General features: G+C 65.4%; 19 protein-coding genes and 1 riboswitch. Of the genes, 12 read left to right on the top strand and 7 right to left on the bottom strand.

Translation table 11 applies throughout. From position 1 onward, the window contains the following. Position 1: 1 nt before the first annotated feature. A complete protein-coding gene (locus N7422_RS25875; protein ID WP_279809187.1) occupies positions 2-769 on the top strand; it encodes a glycosyltransferase family 2 protein in 768 nt (255 codons plus the stop codon). After that, positions 762-1,922 carry an O-antigen ligase domain-containing protein gene (locus tag N7422_RS25870; protein WP_279809186.1) on the top strand — a complete coding sequence of 387 codons (1,161 nt, stop codon included), beginning with the start codon at positions 762-764 and terminating at the stop codon, positions 1,920-1,922. Before N7422_RS25875 ends, N7422_RS25870 begins: the two co-directional genes overlap by 8 nt. A gap of 62 nt (positions 1,923-1,984) precedes the next feature. On the opposite strand, the gene N7422_RS25865 is transcribed toward N7422_RS25870, so the two are convergent. Then, positions 1,985-2,623, bottom strand: a complete 639-nt coding sequence (locus N7422_RS25865) for a phosphotransferase (protein WP_279809185.1) — start codon at positions 2,621-2,623, stop codon at positions 1,985-1,987. Between the two features lie 109 nt (positions 2,624-2,732). Here N7422_RS25865 and msbA point away from each other — a divergent pair, with 109 nt between their 5' ends. After that, on the top strand, positions 2,733-4,535 hold the full coding sequence (gene msbA / locus N7422_RS25860; protein ID WP_279809184.1) for a lipid A export permease/ATP-binding protein MsbA: 1,803 nt from the start codon (positions 2,733-2,735) through the stop codon (positions 4,533-4,535). Positions 4,536-4,666: 131 nt separating this feature from the next. Continuing rightward, complete coding sequence (gene hldE / locus N7422_RS25855) at positions 4,667-6,088, top strand: bifunctional D-glycero-beta-D-manno-heptose-7-phosphate kinase/D-glycero-beta-D-manno-heptose 1-phosphate adenylyltransferase HldE (protein ID WP_279809183.1); 1,422 nt, start codon at positions 4,667-4,669, stop codon at positions 6,086-6,088. Positions 6,089-6,152: 64 nt separating this feature from the next. Here the strand turns inward: hldE and N7422_RS25850 are convergent, their stop codons facing one another. The 4 genes from N7422_RS25850 to N7422_RS25835 all read right to left on the bottom strand — a co-directional run bounded on the left by N7422_RS25850 (position 6,153) and on the right by N7422_RS25835 (position 9,545). Further along, positions 6,153-7,121: a metal ABC transporter ATPase gene (locus N7422_RS25850; RefSeq protein ID WP_279809182.1), complete on the bottom strand. Its 969-nt coding sequence runs from the start codon at positions 7,119-7,121 to the stop codon at positions 6,153-6,155. A 37-nt stretch (positions 7,122-7,158) separates the two neighbouring features. Continuing rightward, the gene (locus N7422_RS25845) at positions 7,159-7,971 is read right to left on the bottom strand and encodes an aldo/keto reductase (protein WP_279809181.1); all 813 of its coding nucleotides are present in this window, start codon (positions 7,969-7,971) and stop codon (positions 7,159-7,161) included. Continuing rightward, positions 7,968-9,143, bottom strand: coding sequence for an FAD-dependent oxidoreductase (locus tag N7422_RS25840; RefSeq protein ID WP_279809180.1), 1,176 nt, complete (start codon positions 9,141-9,143; stop codon positions 7,968-7,970). Before N7422_RS25840 ends, N7422_RS25845 begins: the two co-directional genes overlap by 4 nt. A gap of 69 nt (positions 9,144-9,212) precedes the next feature. Further along, positions 9,213-9,545: a multidrug efflux SMR transporter gene (locus N7422_RS25835; protein ID WP_279809179.1), complete on the bottom strand. Its 333-nt coding sequence runs from the start codon at positions 9,543-9,545 to the stop codon at positions 9,213-9,215. A gap of 90 nt (positions 9,546-9,635) precedes the next feature. Here N7422_RS25835 and N7422_RS25830 point away from each other — a divergent pair, with 90 nt between their 5' ends. Both N7422_RS25830 and waaA read left to right on the top strand, forming a co-directional pair. Beyond that, complete coding sequence (locus N7422_RS25830) at positions 9,636-10,526, top strand: LysR family transcriptional regulator (protein WP_279809178.1); 891 nt, start codon at positions 9,636-9,638, stop codon at positions 10,524-10,526. Positions 10,527-10,564: 38 nt separating this feature from the next. Further along, positions 10,565-11,836, top strand: a complete 1,272-nt coding sequence (gene waaA, locus N7422_RS25825; protein ID WP_279809177.1) for a lipid IV(A) 3-deoxy-D-manno-octulosonic acid transferase — start codon at positions 10,565-10,567, stop codon at positions 11,834-11,836. 252 nt (positions 11,837-12,088) lie between these two features. Here waaA and N7422_RS25820 read toward each other — a convergent pair whose 3' ends face one another. Next, positions 12,089-13,522, bottom strand: coding sequence for a TolC family outer membrane protein (locus N7422_RS25820; RefSeq protein ID WP_279809176.1), 1,434 nt, complete (start codon positions 13,520-13,522; stop codon positions 12,089-12,091). A gap of 160 nt (positions 13,523-13,682) precedes the next feature. Further along, positions 13,683-13,789, top strand: a riboswitch (TPP riboswitch). A 156-nt stretch (positions 13,790-13,945) separates the two neighbouring features. On the opposite strand from N7422_RS25820, the gene thiC reads away from it, so the two are divergent. Further along, positions 13,946-15,826: a phosphomethylpyrimidine synthase ThiC gene (gene thiC, locus N7422_RS25815; RefSeq protein ID WP_279809175.1), complete on the top strand. Its 1,881-nt coding sequence runs from the start codon at positions 13,946-13,948 to the stop codon at positions 15,824-15,826. Positions 15,827-15,993: 167 nt separating this feature from the next. Beyond that, positions 15,994-17,277 carry a putative hydroxymethylpyrimidine transporter CytX gene (cytX, locus tag N7422_RS25810; RefSeq protein WP_279809174.1) on the top strand — a complete coding sequence of 428 codons (1,284 nt, stop codon included), beginning with the start codon at positions 15,994-15,996 and terminating at the stop codon, positions 17,275-17,277. Here cytX and N7422_RS25805 read toward each other — a convergent pair. Next, positions 17,246-17,992: an RsiV family protein gene (locus N7422_RS25805; protein ID WP_279809173.1), complete on the bottom strand. Its 747-nt coding sequence runs from the start codon at positions 17,990-17,992 to the stop codon at positions 17,246-17,248. The two genes, cytX and N7422_RS25805, sit on opposite strands and share 32 nt — an antisense overlap. Before the next feature lie 185 nt (positions 17,993-18,177). Here N7422_RS25805 and N7422_RS25800 point away from each other — a divergent pair, with 185 nt between their 5' ends. The 4 genes from N7422_RS25800 to N7422_RS25785 all read left to right on the top strand — a co-directional run bounded on the left by N7422_RS25800 (position 18,178) and on the right by N7422_RS25785 (position 20,853). Next, positions 18,178-18,795: an NUDIX domain-containing protein gene (locus N7422_RS25800; RefSeq protein WP_279809172.1), complete on the top strand. Its 618-nt coding sequence runs from the start codon at positions 18,178-18,180 to the stop codon at positions 18,793-18,795. After that, positions 18,786-19,238, top strand: a complete 453-nt coding sequence (locus tag N7422_RS25795; RefSeq protein ID WP_279809171.1) for a DUF1249 domain-containing protein — start codon at positions 18,786-18,788, stop codon at positions 19,236-19,238. The genes N7422_RS25800 and N7422_RS25795 overlap by 10 nt, the downstream gene beginning before the upstream one ends. A gap of 85 nt (positions 19,239-19,323) precedes the next feature. Beyond that, entirely contained in the window at positions 19,324-20,127 is an 804-nt protein-coding gene (gene cpdA / locus N7422_RS25790) for a 3',5'-cyclic-AMP phosphodiesterase (RefSeq protein ID WP_279809170.1), read from the top strand. Between the two features lie 117 nt (positions 20,128-20,244). Continuing rightward, positions 20,245-20,853, top strand: a complete 609-nt coding sequence (locus tag N7422_RS25785) for a YqiA/YcfP family alpha/beta fold hydrolase (protein ID WP_279809169.1) — start codon at positions 20,245-20,247, stop codon at positions 20,851-20,853. Positions 20,854-20,874 lie beyond the last annotated feature (21 nt).

Genomic DNA, 20,874 nt, shown 5'->3' with positions numbered 1-20,874 from the left:
CATGATCTTCAGTGAAAACAGCGAGATCACGCTGGTGGTGACCAGTTGTGGTCGTTTCGATCTGCTCAAGCGCACCCTTGAGACCTTCGATCGCTACAACACCGCGCCCATCCGTGAAGTGTTCATTACCGAAGACTCCGGTGACGAGGCGGTGCGCAGCTGCATTCCCGAGCATTGGCGCGAGCACACCACTTTCATCGTCAACAACCCCAAGCTTGGGCAGTTGCGTTCGGTGGATGCCGCCTATGCCCAGGTCAAGACCTTCTGGGTGTTCCACTGCGAAGATGACTGGGCGTTCTACCGACCTGGTTTCATCGAGGAATCCCAGGCGCTGCTGGAGGCCGACCCGCAAGCGCTGCAGGTCTGGCTGCGCAGTTTCAATCACGACCTGCAGGTGCACAGCCCCTATGTGTTCCTTGAAGAGCGTCAGGTGCAGCAGGGCATCGCCTTCCACAAGCTGGGCTCGCACAAGGCCGAATGGCAAGGGTTTTCGTTCAACCCGGGCCTGCGTCGGCTCGCCGACTACCAGGCTCACGCGCCCTATGCCGCGCACTCCGGTGAAAAGAGCCTTTCGCGGCTGTATGCCGAGCGAAACCGCTACGCGTTGATCCTGGAGAACGACGCGGTGTTGCACACCGGCTTCGGTGAGCACGTGGAAATGCCGGAAGAAAAGATCAAGAAGGCACGGCGCAAGCGGATGGATCGTATCCGCCTGCTCGCCGTGCTGGTTATCGGATTATTGCTTGGATGGGTGTTGAAGGATGTTTGAAGGGATTGCCAGAGACAGCAGCACGAGCCGGCGTTATTTCAGCGCGGCACTGATCGCCTTCCTGGCCAGCTTCGTGCTGATGGACTCGTCGAAATGGACGAACAACATCTTCTATGCGTTCATCGCGCTGCCGGGGTTGGTGTTCCTGATCAAGGAGCGTGGAGCAGGGCTGTTGCGCGACAAGCTGGGGGTGGCCTGGCTAGTGTTCATGTTGTGGTTCCTGGTGCCGGCGACGATTGCCGGTGAGGGCCAGTTCTACAAGCACATCATTTACGTGACGCTGTTCGTCCTTGTCGTCGCGGGACTGACCAACCAGAGCTTCTTGCGCTCCGAGGTGTTTGCCCGCGTGCTGTTCTGGGCCATCTGCCTGTATATCTTCGGCTTTGCGGCATACGCCTACATGACCGGCATTCATGCCCTTGGCGAGCGGGTCGACCTGATGCCGGCGCGCATGCAGAACGTGATCTACACCAGCATCTGGCTGCTCTGCGCCCTGGCGCTGGCCATGCCTGGGTGGCTGCACCGTCGCCGCTGGATAGAGGCGTTCTGTGCGGTGGTGCTGTCGGTGGTGGCGATCACCTTCGTCTTGCAGACGCGCACCGCTATGGTCGGCGCAGTCTTCTTGTTCGCCGCCTGGGCTTGCTGGGCGCTGTGGCGCTTCCCGCGTGTTGCCGGGCCGTGGCTGCTGCTGTTCGCGGTGCTCGGCGGCGTGGCCCTGTGGCTGGTCAAGGACGCGGCGTGGTTCCACTCGCTGTTCGCGCGCGGTGATTCCTATCGCAGCGAGCTGTTCCATGTGATGGTTGGCGAGTGGGAAAACTGTGGCTGGCTGGTGGGCTGTGGTGTCGAGTTCCATACCGACAAGCTGCTGGGAGGCGTCATGCCGATCCAGCACCCGCACAACATCTTCGTTGCCCTGGGCCTTTACACCGGCGGTGTGTCGTTGGTGCTGTTCCTGGTCATCGTGGCGATGACCCTGGTCCAGGCCGTGCGCCTGCGCGACCCCTGGGGCATGTACCTGGCCTGCGCCCTGGTGATGCTCAACTTCGATGGCAGCAAGCTGATCGGCAACCCCGACGAGCTGTGGCCTCTGGTCCTGCTGCCGGCGGCGATGGTGCTTGGCCGTGGTGTGCAGCAGCGACGCTCGAAAGGCTGATCTGCGCGGCCTGAATGCAAAAGGGGCTGCTTCGCAGCCCCTTTTGCATTCAGGCGAGTTGCTCAGGCCAGGGCGCTGGCCAGGTCCTGGCGCCGGCACACTTGCTGACTGGCCAGGTAGGCTTCGACGAAGGCATTGTCGCCGTCCGCCAGCAGCCACTCACGGTCTTCGCGGTAGCGCAGCATGTGGCGGAAATTGCGCAGGCGTTGCGACCGGCGCAGTGGCGTGGAATACGTGCGCAGGTCGGCGACGTCGATCAGCCCCAGCGTGCCCTCGGGCGTGAGCACCACGTTGCCCAGGTGCGCCGAGCGGAAGTACACCCCGGTTTCATGCAGTTTCGCGATGAAGCGCCCGAGCTGGTCGCGCAGCCCGGCATGCGCGCCGGGTTGCTCCAGCAGCTGGCGCAGGGTGTGGCCGGGAAGCGGCGCGTAGTGCACGGCGTCGCGGGCGATCTCGGCGATACGGTACACCGCCATGACCTGCGGGCAGGGAATGCCACGTTCGGCCAGGGCCTTGCAGTTGTCGGCGAAGCGCCGGGCGTAGGGGTACCACGCCGCCGAGCTGATCAGGCGCTTGCGGCGGAACAGCTTGAACATCGAGCCATCGCGCAGGCGCAGGACCTTGTCGCCGGTGCCGTCGGCCTCGAGGACATGGGCGCCCTCGCGCAGGGCAAGGTAGCGGGCGTGGTCAAGTGCTTGCATCAAGCCTCCGGGGCCATGGTTCGGGACAGCCGCCTATCTTACCTGCAGCGGGCGGTGCGAGACACCGCGTGTGTTATAATCCCGACTCTTTTTGACCCGACGGATTCTCATGACAGTTCCCGAATCGTCTCCTCCCGCGAGCCTGAAGATCTATCTGCGCCTGCTGGGCTACGTCAAACCCTACATCGGCATCTTCCTGCTGAGCATCGTCGGTTTCGTGATCTTCGCTTCCACCCAGCCGATGCTGGCCGGGATCCTCAAGTATTTCGTCGATGGCCTGAGCAATCCGCAGGCGGTCCTGTTCCCCGGTGTCCCCTACCTGCGCGACTTGCAGTTGCTGCAGGCGGTGCCGCTGCTGATCATCCTGATCGCCGCCTGGCAGGGCCTGGGCTCGTTCCTCGGCAACTACTACCTGGCCAAGGTATCGCTGTGCCTGGTGCATGACCTGCGGGTCGAGCTGTTCAACAAGCTGCTGGTGCTGCCCAACCGCTACTTCGACAACCATAATTCCGGACACCTGATCTCGCGCATCACCTTCAACGTGACCATGGTCACCGGTGCCGCCACCGATGCCATCAAGGTGGTCATCCGCGAAGGTCTGACCGTGGTCTTCCTGTTTGCCTACCTGCTGTGGATGAACTGGCAGCTGACCCTGGTGATGGTGGCGATCCTGCCGCTGATCGCGGTGATGGTGAGTACCGCCAGCAAGAAATTCCGCAAGCAGAGCAAGAAGATCCAGGTGGCGATGGGGGATGTCACCCACGTGGCCTCCGAGACCATCCAGGGCTACCGGGTCGTGCGCAGCTTCGGCGGCGAGGGCTACGAAGAGCGTCGCTTCGGCGCGGCCAGCCAGAGCAACACCGACAAGCAGCTGCGCATGACCAAGACCGGCGCGCTGTACACGCCGCTGCTGCAGCTGGTGATCTACACCGCCATGGCCGCGCTGATGTTCCTGGTGCTGTTCCTGCGTGGCGATGCCTCGGCGGGTGACATGGTGGCCTACATCACCGCCGCAGGCCTGCTGCCCAAGCCCATTCGCCAGCTGTCCGAAGTCAGCTCGACCATCCAGAAGGGCCTTGCAGGCGCCGAGAGCATCTTCGAGCAACTGGACGAGAAGCCCGAGGTCGATACCGGCACCGTCGAGAAGGAGCGGGTCGAGGGGCGCCTCGAGGTACGCAACCTCAGCTTCACCTACCCCGGTACCGAGCGCCAGGTGCTTAGCGATATCAACTTCACCGCCGAGCCAGGGCAGATGATCGCCCTGGTAGGACGCTCGGGCAGCGGCAAGTCGACGCTCGCGGCATTGATTCCACGGTTCTATCACCACACCGAAGGGCAGATCCTGCTGGACGGCGTGGAGATCGAGCAGTATCGCCTGCGCAACCTGCGCCGCCATGTCTCCCAGGTGACCCAGCATGTCACCCTGTTCAATGACACCGTGGCCAACAATATCGCCTACGGCGACCTGGCGGGCGCGCCCCGCGCGGACATCGAGGCGGCTGCCGCCGACGCCTACGCCAAGGAGTTCGTCGACCAGTTGCCCAAAGGCTTCGATACCGAAGTCGGCGAGAACGGTGTGCTGCTCTCCGGTGGTCAGCGCCAGCGCCTGGCCATCGCGCGGGCCCTGCTGAAGAACGCACCGCTGTTGATCCTCGACGAGGCGACTTCGGCCCTGGACACCGAGTCCGAACGTCACATCCAGGCCGCTCTCGACCATGTGATGGAGGGGCGCACCACCCTGGTGATCGCCCACCGTCTGTCGACCATCGAGAAGGCCGACCTGATCCTGGTCATGGATCAGGGCCGCCTGGTGGAGCGTGGCACCCACGCCGAGCTGCTCCAGGCCAATGGCCATTATGCTCGTCTGCACGCCATGGGGCTGGACGAAGCACAAAAGGCCGATATCACCTGATCCGTGTCACGGCGAGGCCCTGCAGGTCTCGCCGGTCAATCGATACAGCATTGCCGCGGTTGGCCGTAAAGCCCTGCGCAACCCTGTGCTAATATCCTGCCCCTGTTCACTATTTCCAAAATGGGTTGCCCATGAAGTTGTCCATGCCGCGTTTCGATCAAGCCCCGGTATTGGTGGTCGGCGATGTCATGCTCGACCGCTACTGGCATGGCGGTACTTCACGTATTTCGCCTGAAGCACCGGTGCCGGTGGTCAAGGTCGACCAGATCGAGGACCGTCCCGGCGGCGCGGCCAACGTGGCCTTGAACATCGCCGCCCTCGGCGCGCCAGCCTCGCTGGTCGGTGTCACCGGCCAGGACGAGGCCGCCGACAGCCTCGCCAACAGCCTGCAAGCCGCCGGTGTTCGCTCGATCTTCCAGCGCATCGCGCACCAGCCGACCATCGTCAAGCTGCGGGTCATGAGCCGTCACCAGCAGCTGTTGCGCATCGATTTCGAAGAGCCCTTCGCCACCGACCCGCTGTCGCTGGGCGCCGAGGTCGATACCCTGCTCGAAGGCGTCAAGGTGCTGGTGCTGTCCGATTACGGCAAGGGCGCGCTGAAAAACCACCAGTCCCTGATCCAGGCCGCCCGTGCCAAAGGCATTCCGGTGCTGGCCGACCCCAAGGGCAAGGACTTCTCGATCTACCGTGGCGCCAGCCTGATCACCCCTAACCTCAATGAGTTCGAGACCATCGTCGGCCGTTGCGCCGATGAAACCGAGCTGGTGGCCAAGGGCTTGGGGCTGCTGGAAGAGCTGGACCTGGGCGCGTTGCTGGTGACCCGCGGCGAGCATGGCATGACCCTGCTGCGTACCGGCCACCCGGCCCTGCACCTGCCGGCCCGCGCCCGTGAGGTGTTCGACGTCACCGGTGCCGGCGATACCGTGATTTCCACCCTGGCAGCCGCCATCGCCGCCGGTGAGGACCTGCCTCACGCGGTGGCCCTGGCCAACCTGGCCGCGGGTATCGTCGTCGGCAAACTGGGTACCGCGGCCATCAGCGCGCCCGAGCTGCGCCGGGCGATCCAGCGTGAGGAGGGCTCCGAGCGTGGCGTCCTGGGGCTGGAGCAATTGTTGCTGGCCATTGACGATGCCCGTGCGCACAACGAGAAGATCGTCTTCACCAATGGCTGCTTCGATATCCTGCATGCGGGCCATGTCACCTACCTGGAACAGGCCCGTGCCCAGGGTGACCGCCTGATCGTCGCGATCAACGACGATGCCTCGGTCAGCCGCCTGAAAGGGCCGGGCCGGCCGATCAACAGCGTCGACCGGCGCATGGCGGTACTGGCTGGCCTCGGTGCCGTGGACTGGGTGATCAGCTTCCCCGAGGACACACCGGAGAATCTGCTGCGCCAGGTCAAGCCCGATGTGCTGGTCAAGGGCGGTGACTATGGCATCGACCAGGTGGTCGGCGCCGATATCGTCAAGGCCTACGGCGGCACCGTGAAAGTGCTGGGCCTGGTGGAGAACAGCTCGACCACGGCGATCGTCGAGAAGATCCGCAAGCACTGAGGCGGTTTCGATCGAGGGACAATCCCGCCCCGCGAGCCATCGTGGGAGCAGGATTGCCCCTCGATCATTTATTCAGCGTGGTTCGTGCCCGAGCGAGCAACTCCCGTGCCTTGTCGCTGAACCGCTCCAGGTGTGACGGCTGGGCCGGCTTGCTCTCGACCAGCCCCTGCTGCTTCAGCCAGTCCCTCCAGCGTACCCGCTCATCCCGCACCACCCAACCCTCCTGGCGCGCGAAGCTCTCGGCCAGCCACAGCCCACGCGTGCTTGCCGGCAGCAGCTGGTCCTTCTTCAGGGTGAAGAGTTCGGCCGTTGGCTGGCCATCCTTGAGTGGCATCAGGTACAGGTCGGGACGCTTGCGATTGAGCCGGGCCACCAGCTGGTCGCCTTCGAGCCGTTCATCGACATGGAAAAGGCTGAGCGACTTGGCCTCCTTTGGCACCTGCAGACGCAGGTCGTAGATCAGTTGCAGCGATGCCGTGGGCAGGTGCACGTAGGCCCGTGGCCGCTCCAGCAGCATCAGGTTGGCGCAGTGCACCGCGCGCGCGGCGCCGGACTCGGGCGTGAGCACGAACGGCAGCGCTTCGCGATAGTGCAGGGCGGCGGCGTAGGGGGCCGGCAGCCAGGTGTCGTTGAAGCGTCCGCCGAGCCAGCCTTCCGGCGTTTCGAGCAGGCATTCCTCGGCCACTTCCTGGATGGCGGTGTGCAGCGGCAGGTTCAGTTCGTGGGCGGGCACGTAGCCTGAGATCAGCTTGAGCACCACATCGCCGCGGTCCTGCCGACGCTGGCGCACCAGCACCCAGTAGTCGCGACCTTGCCAGTGCAGGGTCAGCCGCACCGACACGCCGAGATTGGCCAGCTCCACCACGAAGCGGTCGTGGTCGGGCAACTGTATGGCCTTGCGTCGCTGCAGGGTCTGGGCGAAGTTCAGCGGCATGCCGATGCTCTGGTAGGTCAGGCTCTCGGGCGTAGCTTCGACATGCAGCGGCAGGGTCTTGAAGTTGCTCGGGTTCTTGCGGATCAGCGTACGCGGCACGAGGCTCCTCCTTGCGTTGGGCCCCCGCCCGGGCGGCTCAGGGCCGGCCCAGGATGCGGGCGACGGTGGCCACGTTGTGGGCCAGGTGCACCGGGTTGATGGTGCCGACGATGGCACTGCTCACGCCCGGGTGGGCAAACAGCAATTCGAAGCTGGCCTGCACCGGATCGACGCCCGGGGCCAGGCAGATATGCCCGCTGGCCAGGGCCTTCTTCACCAGGATGGCCTTGCCGTGCTCGGCAGCGTAGTCCAGCACCGGTCGCTCCGCTTGCTCGTTGAGGTTGTAGGTGACCATCGCGCAGTCGCCTTGCTCCAGCGCCTTCAGGCCACCGGCGGCGGTCTTGCCGGAGAAACCATAGCCGAGAATCTTGCCTTCCTGCTTGAGCGCGGCAAGGGTTTCATACACCCCTTCCTGTTCGAGGATCGCCAGGTCGTTGCCGTCGGAATGCACCAGTACCAGCTCGATGCGGTCGGTCTCCAGGCGCGCGAGGCTACGCTCGACCGAGCGACGGGTGTGAGCGGCGCTGAAATCAAAGTGCGACTGGCCGTCCTCGAACTCTTCGCCGACCTTGCTGACGATCACCCATGCGTCGCGCTGGCCGCGCAGCAACGGGCCGAGGCGCTCCTCGCTGCGGCCATAGGCCGGGGCGGTATCGATCAGGTTGATGCCCAGCTCGCGGGCCTGGGCCAGCAACAGGCGGGCGCTCTCGTCATCGGGGATGGTGAAACCGTTGGGGTATTTCACGCCCTGGTCGCGGCCAAGCTTGACCGTGCCCAGGCCCAGTGGCGATACCCGCAGGCCGGTACTGCCCAGCGGGCGGTGATGCGTGTGCAGGGTCGGCAGGCTCATGGCAGCAGTTGCTCCCAGGCCGGCACGGCCAGCGGCGGGCGGGGCAGGTCGGTGAGGTCTGGCTGGTTGGCGGGGCGGATGCCGTCGCGCTCGAAACTGGCCAGGACGCGGTCGGCGAAGTCCGGCGCCAGGGCCAGCTTGGTCGGCCAGCCGACCAGCAGGCGCTGCTGGTCGGCGAGGAAGGCGTTGTCCGGACGCACCAGGCCCGACTGCGCGGGCTCGGCACGGTCGACGCGCAAGGTGGCCCAGCGCACCTGGCCCTGGTCGATCCAGGGCAGCAGGCTGGCGACTTCCTTCTGCGCCGCGGCGATCTGCGCAGCGGGCTCGCGGGCGACGCCGTCGGCTTCGGCGATGTCGCCGCCGAGGTACCACACCCACTGGCCATCGGCGGCAGGGTGGGTGGTCACGGTGATGCGTGGCTTGGGGCCGCCGCCGAGGCAGTGGGCGTACAGCGGCTTGAGGTTCGGCCCTTTGGCCAGGACCATGTGCAGCGGGCGCCGTTGCATCGCGGGTTGGCCGAGGCCGAGGGCATGCAGCAGCTCCTCGGTGCCGCTGCCGGCACTCAGGACGACGCGCTGGGCGCGGATCTCACGGCCATCGACGATCAACCCGGCCAGCTCGTCGCCTTCGCGCAGCGGCTCGATGCGCTCGCCGGCCAGCAGGCTGTCGCCCGCCAGCCGGGCGAGGTTGGCCAGCAGGCTGGGCACGTCGATGACCAGCTCGGCCAGGCGATACACCTTGCCCTTGAAGGCACGGTCCTGCAGCGCGGGAGGCAGTTGCTCGCCCTTGACCTGGTCGACTCGGCCGCGCACGGCCTTGCTGGCGAAGAAGCTGGTGAGGTTGCCGGCGAGGGTGCCGGGGGACCAGAGGTAGTGGGCGTCGGACAGCAAGCGGGTATCCGTGAGGTCCAGCTCGCCGTTGCCGGCGAGCGCTTCGCGCCAGCGGCGCGGCATGTCGGCGATGGCCTCGGAGGCGCCGGTCAGGGCACCGTGCAGGGCGTACTTGGTGCCGCCATGGATGATGCCTTGCGACTTGATGGTCTGCTCGCCGCCCAGGCTGGCGCGCTCCACCAGCACGGTCGAATAGCCCAGGCGACGCAGGCGGGCATTGAGCCAGAGGCCTGCGACCCCGGCGCCGACGATCAGCACGTCGGTGGAAATGGCGGATGGCATGCGGGCACCTCTAAAGCGGAGACAGGTGCGCAGTATACAGGCTGTGACCCGAGTCCGGGCGTGGGAGCCTCAGTGCCCGGCGGTATTGGAGAACACCTGGATCACCACCACGCCGCCGACGATCATGGCCATGCCCAGCATCGCCGGGATATCGAGCTTCTGCCCGTAGATCACCAGCGCGGCGACGCTGATCAGCACGATCCCCAGCCCCGACCAGATGGCATAGGCGATACCCACCGGGATGCTGCGCACCACCAGGGTCAGCATCCAGAACGCCACGCCATAGCCACACACCATCAGCAGCAACGGCAGCGGCGTGCTCAGGCCCTTGACCGCTTTCATGGACGCGGTGGCGATGACTTCGGCAAAGATGGCGATGGCGAGATAGGTATAGGCGTTCATGGTGCGGGTCCTCCGTTGCTGGCTTGGCATTCTAGGCGATCCATGAATGCGGTAAAGTCATTACCTATCTGTTTTGGAGATGGGTTGCTGATGACCGAACACTGGAACCTGGAGCAATTGCGCCTGTTCGTGCGGACCGCCGAACTGCGCTCGTTTTCCGCCGTGGCCCGTGAGCAACGCAAGGCGCAATCGGCGATCAGCAACGCCATCGCCATGCTCGAGGCGGACCTGGGGGTGACCCTGTTCGAGCGCAGCAGTGGCCGTCAGCCGCGCCTGACCGATATCGGCGCTGCTCTGCTGGAGGATGCCCGTGAAGTGTTGCGCCAGTGCGAGCGCCTGGATGGTCGGGCACTGGCCTTGATGCGCGGCCAGGAGGCGCTGTTGCGCGTCGCCCAGGACGAGGCGATGCCCTACCAGCCGGTGATCGACAGCCTCGACGAACTGGCTGCGCGCTATCCCTATCTGGAAGTGCAATTGGCCAGCGGTGCCCAGGGTGACGTGGCGCGCAAGCTGGTGGAGCGGCGTGCCGACCTGGGGCTGTTCTTTCACCACGAAAGCATTCCCGCTTCGCTGGAGCGGCGGGCGCTGGGCAGCGTCGAAATGGTCACGGTGTGCGCCATCGATCATCCGCTGGCGAACCTGGCCAAGGTCAGTCGGCAGCAGCTGGCACGGCACCGTCAGTTGCTGATCACCCCACAGCAGAGCGGTTATCCCGGTGGCGAAGCGATCAGCCCGCAGGTCTGGCGCGCCGATAGCTTCTACGCCATGGCCGAACTGCTGATGCGCGGCCTGGGCTGGGCCTGGCTGCCGCGTCATGTGGTGCAGTACCCCACTTACCAGACGCAGATGGTCGAGCTGGACAGCGAGTGGCGCCCGCCAGCGCTGGTCGCGGAGCTTGCCTGGCGCCGTGACGAGCCGCTGGGGCCGGCGGCGCAATGGCTGGCCGAGCGCTTTGCCGTGCACCTGCGGGCCATTGGCTGACAGGCCTTTTCATCCAGTTCCTAGTAAACTCCGCGGCCATGAACAGAACCCTCTATACCCTGCTGTTTCACTTGGGCCTGCCGCTGGTCGCGCTGCGCCTGTTCCTGCGCGGGCGCAAGGCGCCGGCGTATCGTGCGCGCATTGCCGAGCGCTTCGCCTGCGGGTTGCCGCCGATGCGCCAGGGCGGCATCTGGGTCCATGCGGTCTCGGTGGGCGAGAGCATCGCCGCCGCGCCGATGGTCCGAGCCCTGCTCAAGCAGTACCCGGACTTGCCCATCACGCTCACCTGCATGACCCCGACCGGCTCCGAGCGCATCCGCGCGATGTTCGAGCGCGAGCCTCGGGTGCAGCACTGCTATCTGCCCTACGACCTGCCGTGGGCGGCGGGGCGCTTCCTCGATCATGTGCGTCCGCAGCTGGGCATCATCATGGAAACCGAGCTGTGGCCGAACCACATTCACCAGTGCGCCAGGCGCGGTATTCCGGTGGCGCTGGCCAATGCCCGGTTGTCCGAGCGCTCGGCCCGTGGTTATGCCCGCTTCGCCGGCCTGACCCGGCCGATGCTGGAAGAGATGAGCCTGATCGCGGTGCAGACCGAGACCGAGGCCGAACGGTTCCTCGGGCTTGGCGCCCGGCGTGAATGCGTGCAGGTGACCGGCTCGATCAAGTTCGACCTGAAGATCGACGACCAGTTGCTGTCCCGCGCTCGTCAGCTGCGGGAGCAGTGGGGCGCCGGTCAGCGCCCGGTATGGATCGCCGCCAGTACCCACGAGGGCGAGGATGCATTGATCCTCGATGCCCATCGCCAGCTGCTCGAGGCACACAGCGATGCGCTGCTGATCCTGGTGCCACGTCATCCGGAGCGGTTCGACGCGGTGCACGGGCTGTGTGCCGGGCAGTTCGCCACGGTGCGTCGTTCGGCTGGCGATGCGGTGACGGCGCAGACCCAGGTGCTGCTGGGCGACACCATGGGTGAGCTGCTGTTCCTCTATGCCCTGGCCGATATCGCCTTCGTCGGCGGCAGCCTGGTGCCCACCGGCGGGCACAACCCGTTGGAGCCGGCGGCCTTGGCGCTACCGGTGATCATGGGCCCGCACGTGTTCAACTTCCTCGAGATCAGCGCCATGTTGCGCGAGGCGGGGGCGTTGCAGCTGGTGGACGACGCCGACGGATTGGCCGGGGCGGTGCGCCGGTTGGTGGAACTGCCGCAGGATGCCCGGCGCATGGGCGAGGCGGGGAGGGCGGTGATGCAGGCCAACCAGGGGGCGTTGCAACGGCTGCTGGAGGGGTTGGCTACGCTGATCCGCTGATCTGTGAGGCGGTGCGATCCCAGTGGGAGATCGCCCAGCCCTTCGGGCTGCGCTGTTGTGCTGGCAACTGTCTCCTGTGGGAGCGGCCTTGCGTCGCGAGAGGGGCGCGTAGCGGCCCCTGATTTCGAGCCTCCATCGAAATTTCCGGGGCTGCTGCGCAGCCCTTTCGCGACGCAAGGCCGCTCCCACAGGGCCTAGCTAAATCAATGAGTTACGATTTGTTCCATGAGAGCGCCCGTGTGCTCCCTTGGCTCAAGGCCTGCGTTCGAAATTCTTCGCCGCTGCGGCCGCCAGGTCCGGTGGCAGGAAATCCTTGTCCGGGTTGTAGTCGGCCTTCAGGTATCGCCCCAGGTCCTGCAGGTCCTGCGGGCTCAGCGTGCCGGCGGCCTGCTTCAGGCGCAGGTTGTCGAGGATGTAGTCATAGCGGCTGTTGTTGTAGTCGCGCACCGAGGTGTACAGCTGGCGCTGCGCGTCGAGCACGTCGACGATGTTGCGGGTACCGACCTGATAGCCGATCTCGGTGGCTTCCAGCGCGCTCTGGTTGGAAATGATCGACTGCTTGCGCGCCTGTACCTGCTCCACGTCGGTGTTCACCGCGCGGTGCAGGTTGCGGGTGTTCTCCACCACCTGGCGGCGCAGGCTTTCGCGCTGCTGTTCGGTCTGGGTCAGGCGCGAGTAGGCCTCGCGCACTTGCGAGCTGGTCAGGCCGCCGCTGTAGATCGGAATGTTCAGCTGCAGGCCGACGCTGGTCTGTTCGACGTCGCCGCCGTAGCGCACCCCGTTCTGCGAAGGGTTGGTGAAGCCGAGATTGTCGTTGTCGCCCTTCTGGTACCTGGCCACCGCGTCGAGGGTCGGCGCATGGCCGGCCTTGCGCTGGCGCACGGTCTCTTCGGCTGCCGCCACGGCATGGTTGGTCGCCAGCAAGTTGAGGTTCTGCCGCCCGGCGGTCTCGACCCAGGCCTTGGCGTCGTTGGGGGTCGGCACCTGCACCGGCAGGGTGTGGACCACGCCCTGGATCGCGCTGTACTGGCGGTTGGTCAGGGTGATCAGCGCCTCGAAGGCATCCTGTACCTGGCGTTCGGCGATGATCCGGTTGGCCCGGGCGGTGTCGTAGCTGGCTTGCGATTGCAGCACGTCGGTCTTGTCCGAAAGGCCGACGTCGAAACGTTCGTTGGATTGATCGAGCTGGCGCTTGAACGCCGCCTCTTCAGCCTTGGTCGAGGCCAGGTTGTCCTGTGCCCGGAGTACGGCGAAATAGTTCTCGGCGGTCTGCAGGATCAAATTCTGCTCGGTGGCCGACAGCTCCAGCGCGGCTTGCTCGTTGACCGCTTCCGCTGCCTGCAGCTGGAACCAGCGGTCGGCCCGGAAGATCGGCTGCGCCAGGGTGGCGCTCCAGGAATTGCCGCTGCGGTTGGAGGTGACCGAGGGTTCGTCGAGCTTGGTACGAGTGTTCATCATCTCGGCACCGGCTGACAGATTGGGCAGCAAACCGGCGCGGGCCTGGGGCACCACCTCGCGGCGGGCGCCATAGTCGGCGCGGGCGGCGGCCAGGTCGGCGTTGTTGTCGACCGCTTCCTGATAGACGCTGACCAGGTCGGTCTTCACCGTCGTGGGCGTGTCCACGGCCCAGGCCACTCCGGTGGACGCACAAGACACGGCGATCGCCAGTGAGAGTTTGCGCAGCATAGGGCAATCCTTGATCAAGATTTATTTACTGTACTGTCGGGTATCGAGCGATGGGCCAGTGTAGTGCCGCGCGTCTCCATCAACAATCCGCCGCTTGCGCCATTTATCACCCCCGGATTTACCTGCTTGGCTTTGCCGACCACTCCAGTCTAGACTGCGCATGTTCTTGTCGGGGTGCCTTGAAGCAAAGGCTGAGATCGCAGAGGTGCGGATCCCGTTGAACCTGATCAGGTTAGCGCCTGCGTAGGGAACAAGATTGCTCTCACATCCCGGGAGCCTCTTGTGCCAGGTCCGGGATCGTCACGGTTGCATGCAGCCCACGGCACCCCATATCCGGCACTGCCCCCCGTCAAGGGGTGCGTCCGCGCCTTTCAGGTTCTCCCCGACATTCCATCCGCTAGGAAGCTGTCTGGAGAGCCTGTGATGAGCAAACAAGAAAAAACGATCCACCTCAGCGAGTCGGCGCAAGTCGACCAGCAGTCCGTGCAACCTTTGCCCAATTCGCGCAAGGTCTATGTCCAGGGTTCGCGCCCGGACATCCGCGTGCCCATGCGCGAGATCAGCCTGCACGACACCCCCACCGACTTCGGCGGCGAGAAGAACGCCCCGGTGCTGGTGTATGACACCTCCGGCCCGTACACCGACCCTAACGTCATCATCGACGTGCGCAAGGGCCTGGGCGATGTGCGCTCGGCCTGGATCGACGCGCGTGGCGACACCGAACGCCTGGCCGGCCTGAGCTCGAACTTCGGCCAGCAGCGCCTGAACGACGGCGAGCTGGCCAAGCTGCGCTTCGCCCACGTGCGCAACCCGCGCCGGGCCAAGGCCGGTGCCAATGTCACGCAGATGCACTACGCGCGCCAGGGCATCATCACCGCCGAGATGGAATACGTGGCCATCCGCGAGAACATGAAGCTGCAGGAGGCCCGCGCCGCTGGCCTGCTGGATCAGCAGCACGCCGGCCACAGCTTCGGCGCCAGCATTCCGAAAGAGATCACCCCCGAATTCGTTCGCGAAGAGATCGCCCGTGGCCGTGCGATCATCCCGGCCAACATCAACCACACGGAACTTGAGCCGATGATCATCGGCCGCAACTTCCTGGTGAAGATCAACGGCAACATCGGCAACAGCGCCCTGGGTTCCTCCATCGAGGAAGAAGTGGCCAAGCTGACCTGGGGCATCCGCTGGGGCTCGGACACGGTCATGGATCTGTCCACTGGCAAGCACATCCACGAAACCCGCGAGTGGATCATCCGCAACTCGCCGGTGCCGATCGGCACCGTGCCGATCTACCAGGCCCTGGAAAAGGTCAATGGCGTTGCCGAGGACCTGACCTGGGAGCTGTTCCGCGACACCCTGATCGAACAGGCCGAGCAGGGCGTGGACTACTTCACCATCCACGCGGGCGTCCTGCTGCGCTACGTGCCGCTGACCGCCAAGCGCGTCACCGGCATCGTCAGTCGCGGCGGCTCGATCATGGCCAAGTGGTGCCTGGCGCACCACAAAGAGAACTTCCTGTACACGCACTTCGACGAGATCTGCGAAATCATGAAGGCCTACGACGTCAGCTTCTCGCTGGGCGACGGCCTGCGCCCGGGCTCGATCGCCGACGCCAACGACGCCGCGCAGTTCGGCGAGCTGGAAACCCTCGGCGAGCTGACCAAGATCGCCTGGAAGCACGATGTGCAGTGCATGATCGAAGGCCCCGGCCATGTGCCGATGCAACTGATCAAGGAGAACATGGACAAGCAGCTGGAGTGCTGCGACGAGGCGCCGTTCTACACCCTCGGCCCGCTGACCACCGACATTGCCCCGGGCTACGACCACATCACCTCCGGTATCGGCGCGGCGATGATCGGCTGGTTCGGTTGCGCCATGCTCTGCTACGTCACGCCCAAGGAGCACCTGGGCCTGCCGAACAAGGACGACGTGAAGACCGGCATCATCACCTACAAGATCGCCGCGCACGCCGCCGACCTTGCCAAGGGCCATCCCGGCGCGCAGATCCGCGACAACGCGCTGTCCAAGGCGCGCTTCGAGTTCCGCTGGGAAGACCAGTTCAACCTCGGCCTGGACCCGGACACTGCGCGGTCCTTCCACGACGAAACGCTGCCCAAGGAGTCGGCCAAGGTCGCGCACTTCTGCTCGATGTGCGGGCCGAAGTTCTGCTCGATGAAGATCACCCAGGAAGTGCGTGAGTACGCCGCCAAGATCGAGACCGTGGATGTGACGGTCGAGCAGGGCATGCGCGAGCAGTCCGAGCGATTCCGCCAGGAAGGCAGCCAGTTGTACCAGAAGGTGTAAGTAGACCTTGGGGGCCGCGTTGCGGCCCTTTCGCGACACAAGGCCGCTCCTGCAGGGACCGCGCAAGGCTCAAGACCTGCGCGGTCCCTGCAGGAGCGGCCTTGTGTCGCGATACGAGGACGCAGTCCTCGCCAGCAACACCCACAATATTCCCGGCGAGCACCCACATGACCACCCCCAGCCACTTCTCCCCCGACCACCCGGTCCCCGCCCATCACCGCCAGTTCGGCGCCCGCGACCTGTTCTCGCTGTGGTTTTCCCTTGGCATCGGCCTGATGGTCCTGCAGGTCGGCGCCCTGCTGGCGCCGGGCCTGGGCCTGGCCGGCTCGATCCTGGCGATCACCCTCGGCACAGCGGTGGGCGTGTTGCTGCTGGCCGCAGCGGGGGTGATCGGTAGCGACACCGGCCTCTCGGCCATGGCCACCTTGCGCCTGACGCTGGGCAGCCACGGCGCGCGCTTGCCAGCCTTGCTCAACCTGCTGCAACTGGTGGGCTGGGGCTCGTTCGAGATCATCGTCATGCGCGATGCCGCGAGCCTGCTGGGCGCACGTGCCTTCGGCGAGGGCAGCGGCTGGAGCAGCCCGCTGCTGTGGACCCTGTGCTTCGGCGCCCTGGCCACCCTGCTGGCGGTCAGCGGCCCGCTGGCGTTCGTGCGCAAGGTCCTGCGCCGGTGGGGGATCTGGCTGCTGCTCGGTGCCTGCTGCTGGTTGACCTGGAATCTGTTCGCCAAGGCCGACCTGGCCGATCTGTGGCGCCGCCCGGGGGATGGCTCGCTGTCCCTGGCGCTGGGCTTCGACATCGTCATTGCCATGCCGCTGTCGTGGCTGCCGCTGATCGCCGACTACTCGCGTTTCGGCCAGCGCGCCAGCCGGGTGTTCGGCGGGACGGCGCTGGGCTTTTTCATCGGCAACGCCTGGCTGATGAGCCTGGGCGTGGCCTACACCCTGGCCTTCGCTCCGAGCGGTGAAGTGAATGCGCTGTTGCTGGCCCTGGCCGGTGCCGGCCTGGGTATTCCGCTGTTGCTGATCCTGCTCGACGAATCGGAGAACGCCTTTGCCGACATTCACTCGGCAGCTGTATCCACCGGGCTGCTGGTCAGGCTGAAGGTCGAGCACCTGGCCCTGGCCATCGGTGTGCTGTGCACCCTGATCGCCCTGCTGGCGCCGCTGGCCCAGTACCAGAATTTCCTGCTGTTGATCGGTTCGGTGTTCGCACCGCTGTTCGGCGTGGTGCTGGTGGACCACTTCGTGATCCGCCGCCGCCGTCTGCCGGCAGTGGTGGAGGGGGTGCACTGGCAGGCCTTGCTGGCCTGGGCGGCGGGTGTCGCGGCGTATCACCTGATGGCGAGCGAGGCGCCGGAGCTGGGAGCGACCCTGCCGGCACTGCTGCTGGCAGGGGTACTGCACGGGCTGCTATCGCTCAGCCGCGGCCGGGAAACAGCTCGGGCCTGATCACACCGTTGAGGCGCGGGTAGGGGATCTTCAGCTCGACGTGGCCCATGGAGTAGGGGGCGATGGCGTAGACCTCGTACTTGATCACCACCGCGCCGTAGGTCAGGGCGATGTGCGGCGACTGCTTGAACGGCCAGGTCTTCACGAACTCGGGGTCCTTGTCCATGCCGGTGCTGATCAGCCAGGCGCGGTGGGACTCCTCGGCGGTCTTCCAGAAGGTCGCCTCCTGGCCAGGCACCAGCATGTCGTCCAGGGTCAGCACCTTGTCCAGCTTGCGCGAGTAGTTGATGAAGCCGCGCCCGGGCATGCCATGGGCGCCACCGCTGTCGAGGTAGCTGGACAGCTCGATGATCACCAGCCCGTCATGCTGTTCGCGTACCTTGGCCTGCAGGTAGCTGCTGTTGCGCTTGTCGGCCTGGGCCAGGTACTGCTGTTCATAGGCTTGCAGCGAGGCCGGCGGAGTACCGCGCTGGTTGTCCTCGGTCAGCTGCAGCAGGCGCTTTTCGACGATGCCGTCGAGCTTGGGCAACCCCGGGAAGTGCACGACGTCGATATTGACCAGTGGGCAGTCGCTCGCGCTGCAGCCGGGTTTGACGTGCTCCCAGGCTTCGCGCTTGACCTCTAGCGGAGCCCGGTAGTTGGGCGTGAACAGGCTCTGGCAGGCGCTCAGGGCGAGCGCGGCCAGGGCCAGGGAAGTCAGTTTGACTAGCGTCATGTTGCCTCTTTCACAACAGGGGTAATCGGCCTTGGACCGCCTGCGCGGCCTTCAGTTCGCCACTAAGCTAACAGAGAGCGCCGCGCCTGTCCCGGCTGCGCGAATGGTCGACGCAAGGGGATGAAACCGAGCGGCACGCAGAGTAGGATTGCGCGATGCGGTAGACGAGGTAATGAGGAACTTGCATGACAGACACGTTGAATTCGATGCCCACCCAGGTCGAGATCGCCCGGCGCGAGCAGTTGTTCAAGGGCTTCTACAAACTGGACAAGCTGCACCTGCGCCATGAACTGTTCGCCGGCGGCATGAGCCGCGAGTTCACCCGCGAGTTGTTCGTGCGCCATGACGCCGTCTGCGTGCTGCCCTACGATCCGCAGCGCGATGAAGTGGTGTTGATCGAGCAGTTCCGCGTCGGTGCCATGGGCAAGGTCGCCAACCCCTGGCTCATCGAGATGGTCGCCGGGCTGATCGACAAGGACGAAGCGCCGGAGGAGGTCGCTCATCGGGAGGCCGAGGAAGAGGCCGGTCTGACCTTCAGTTCGCTGTGGCCGATGACCCGTTACTTTCCCTCGCCGGGCGGCAGCGACGAGTATGTCCACCTGTTCCTGGGGCGTTGCTCCAGCGAAGGCGCCGGCGGGCTCCATGGCCTGGAGGAAGAAAGCGAAGACATTCGCGTGCGCGTCTGGTCCTTCGAGGACGCCTTGCAGGCCGTGCGCGACGGGCGCATCTGCAACGCCGCCGCGATCATCGGCCTGCAATGGCTGGCCCTCAACCGTGACGAAGTCCGAGGTATGTGGAAGTGAACCTGCTGCGTGAGCGCTATCGGGTCGACCTGGTCGGGCTGCAGACGGCCTGCGAGGCCAACTACGCCCGCCTGATGCGCCTGCTGCCGGACATGCGCGCCACGCAAAGCTCGCGGCGCATCGGCATGACCCAGGGCGACCAGATGCTCGGCGTGCTGGTGCTGGACGTGTTGCTGGCCTGCCCCTACACCACCACCTTGCGGGTGCGCCAGGAGCACAGCCTGCCGTGGCTGCCGGTGCCCGAGCTGGAGGTGCAGGTGTATCACGACGCGCGGATGGCCGAAGTGGTCAGCGCCGAGCATACCCGGCGCCTGCGCAGTATCTATCCGTACCCCAATACCGCGATGCACCAGCCGGACGAGAAAGCCCAGCTCAACCTGTTCCTCGGCGAATGGCTGAGCCATTGCCTGGCGTGTGGCCACGAGCTGGAAGCGGTGCGCTGAAATGTGATGCGTGTCGGTTTCGAGTATTTGCTCGAAACCGATCCGCCGCCATAATCCGTGCTGAATCCGTTCGAGGAGACGGCCGTTGCCGCAACCACTCACACCTGCGTCACCTGTCCATGTGGTGCAACTGACCGACGCCCATCTGTTCGCCGACCCGGCGGGCGGGCTACTGGGAGTCAAGACGCGCGACAGCCTCGCGCATGTGGTCGACCAGGTTCGCCGTGAACAGCAGCGCATCGACCTGCTGCTCTGCACGGGCGACCTGTCCCAGGATGCCAGCGTCGCCTCCTACCAGGCGTTCCGCGACCTGACCGCTACGCTCGGTGCTCCTGCACGCTGGCTGCCGGGCAACCATGACGAGGCCCGCGTGATGGCCGAGGTGGCGCCGGAGCTGGTGCGGTCGGTGACCGATATTGGCGCCTGGCGTATCGTCATGCTCGATTCGGCGGTGATAGGTGCTACGTTCGGGCTGCTGGCGGCGGATCAGCTGGTCGTTCTCGACGAGGCCCTGGCCACGGCCGGTGATCGGCATTGCCTGGTGTGCTGCCATCATCAACCGGTGGATATCGGCTGTGCCTGGATCGCACCGATCGGGCTGCGCAATGCGGATGAGCTGTTGGCGCGCGTGAAGCGCTATCCACAGGTGAAGGCACTGCTCTGGGGGCATATCCACCAGGAGTGGGACGAGGTGCGCGACGGCATTCGCTTCCTTGCCACGCCTTCGACCTGCATCCAGTTCGCCCCGCGCAGCGAGGCGTTCAAGGTGAGCGAGGAGCGGCCGGGTTACCGTTGGCTGCGGCTGCATGCCGACGGATGGTTGGAGACTGGGGTAGAGCGGGCGCTCGATTTCGAGGTGAGGCTGGATTTCGACAGCCCGGGGTATTGAGTGCGACGCATTTCCTGTGGGACGGCGTCGCTTTGAAGAATTTGTTGCGAAAATCCTGCCGGTGAACCAATGCCCCTCGAACACGCTACACTGCGCATCTTTGCGTCCGGGGGCAGCATGTCGGGTTCCATCCTCTATATCCACGGCTTCAACAGCTCGCCGCTGTCGATCAAGGCGCGTCAGCTCGAAGCGGTGATGCAGCAGCTTGGCCTGCCTGACCAGTTGCGCGTCCCGGCCCTGCACCATCACCCACGTCAGGCCATTGCCCAGCTGGAGGCCGCCATTGCCGAGCTCGGCGCGCCCTTGCTGGTCGGCAGCTCCCTTGGCGGCTACTATGCCACCCACCTGGCCGAGCGCCACGGGCTCAAGGCCTTGCTGATCAATCCAGCGGTCAGTCCGCACCGGCTGTTCGACGGCTACCTTGGTACCCAGCGCAACCTCTATACCGACGAGGCCTGGGAACTCACCCATGACCACGTGGACGCCCTGGCCGAACTGGAAGTGCCTGCCCCACAGGACGCGGCTCGCTATCAGGTGTGGTTGCAGACCGCCGATGAAACCCTGGATTATCGCCAAGCCGAGCGCTATTACCGCGCCTGCGCCCTGCGCATCCAGGGCGGTGGCGATCACAGCTACCAGGGCTTCGCCGAACAGCTGCCGGCGCTGCTGGCCTTCGCCGGCATTGCCCGTGGACAGTATGCGGCGCTCGATTTTTCGCTATTTTGATTTTTTTGCACTCACCAGACT

Source organism: Pseudomonas sp. GD04091, assembly GCF_029836165.1.
Taxonomy (GTDB): domain Bacteria; phylum Pseudomonadota; class Gammaproteobacteria; order Pseudomonadales; family Pseudomonadaceae; genus Aquipseudomonas.
This window is presented reverse-complemented; position numbering and strand designations above follow the sequence as displayed.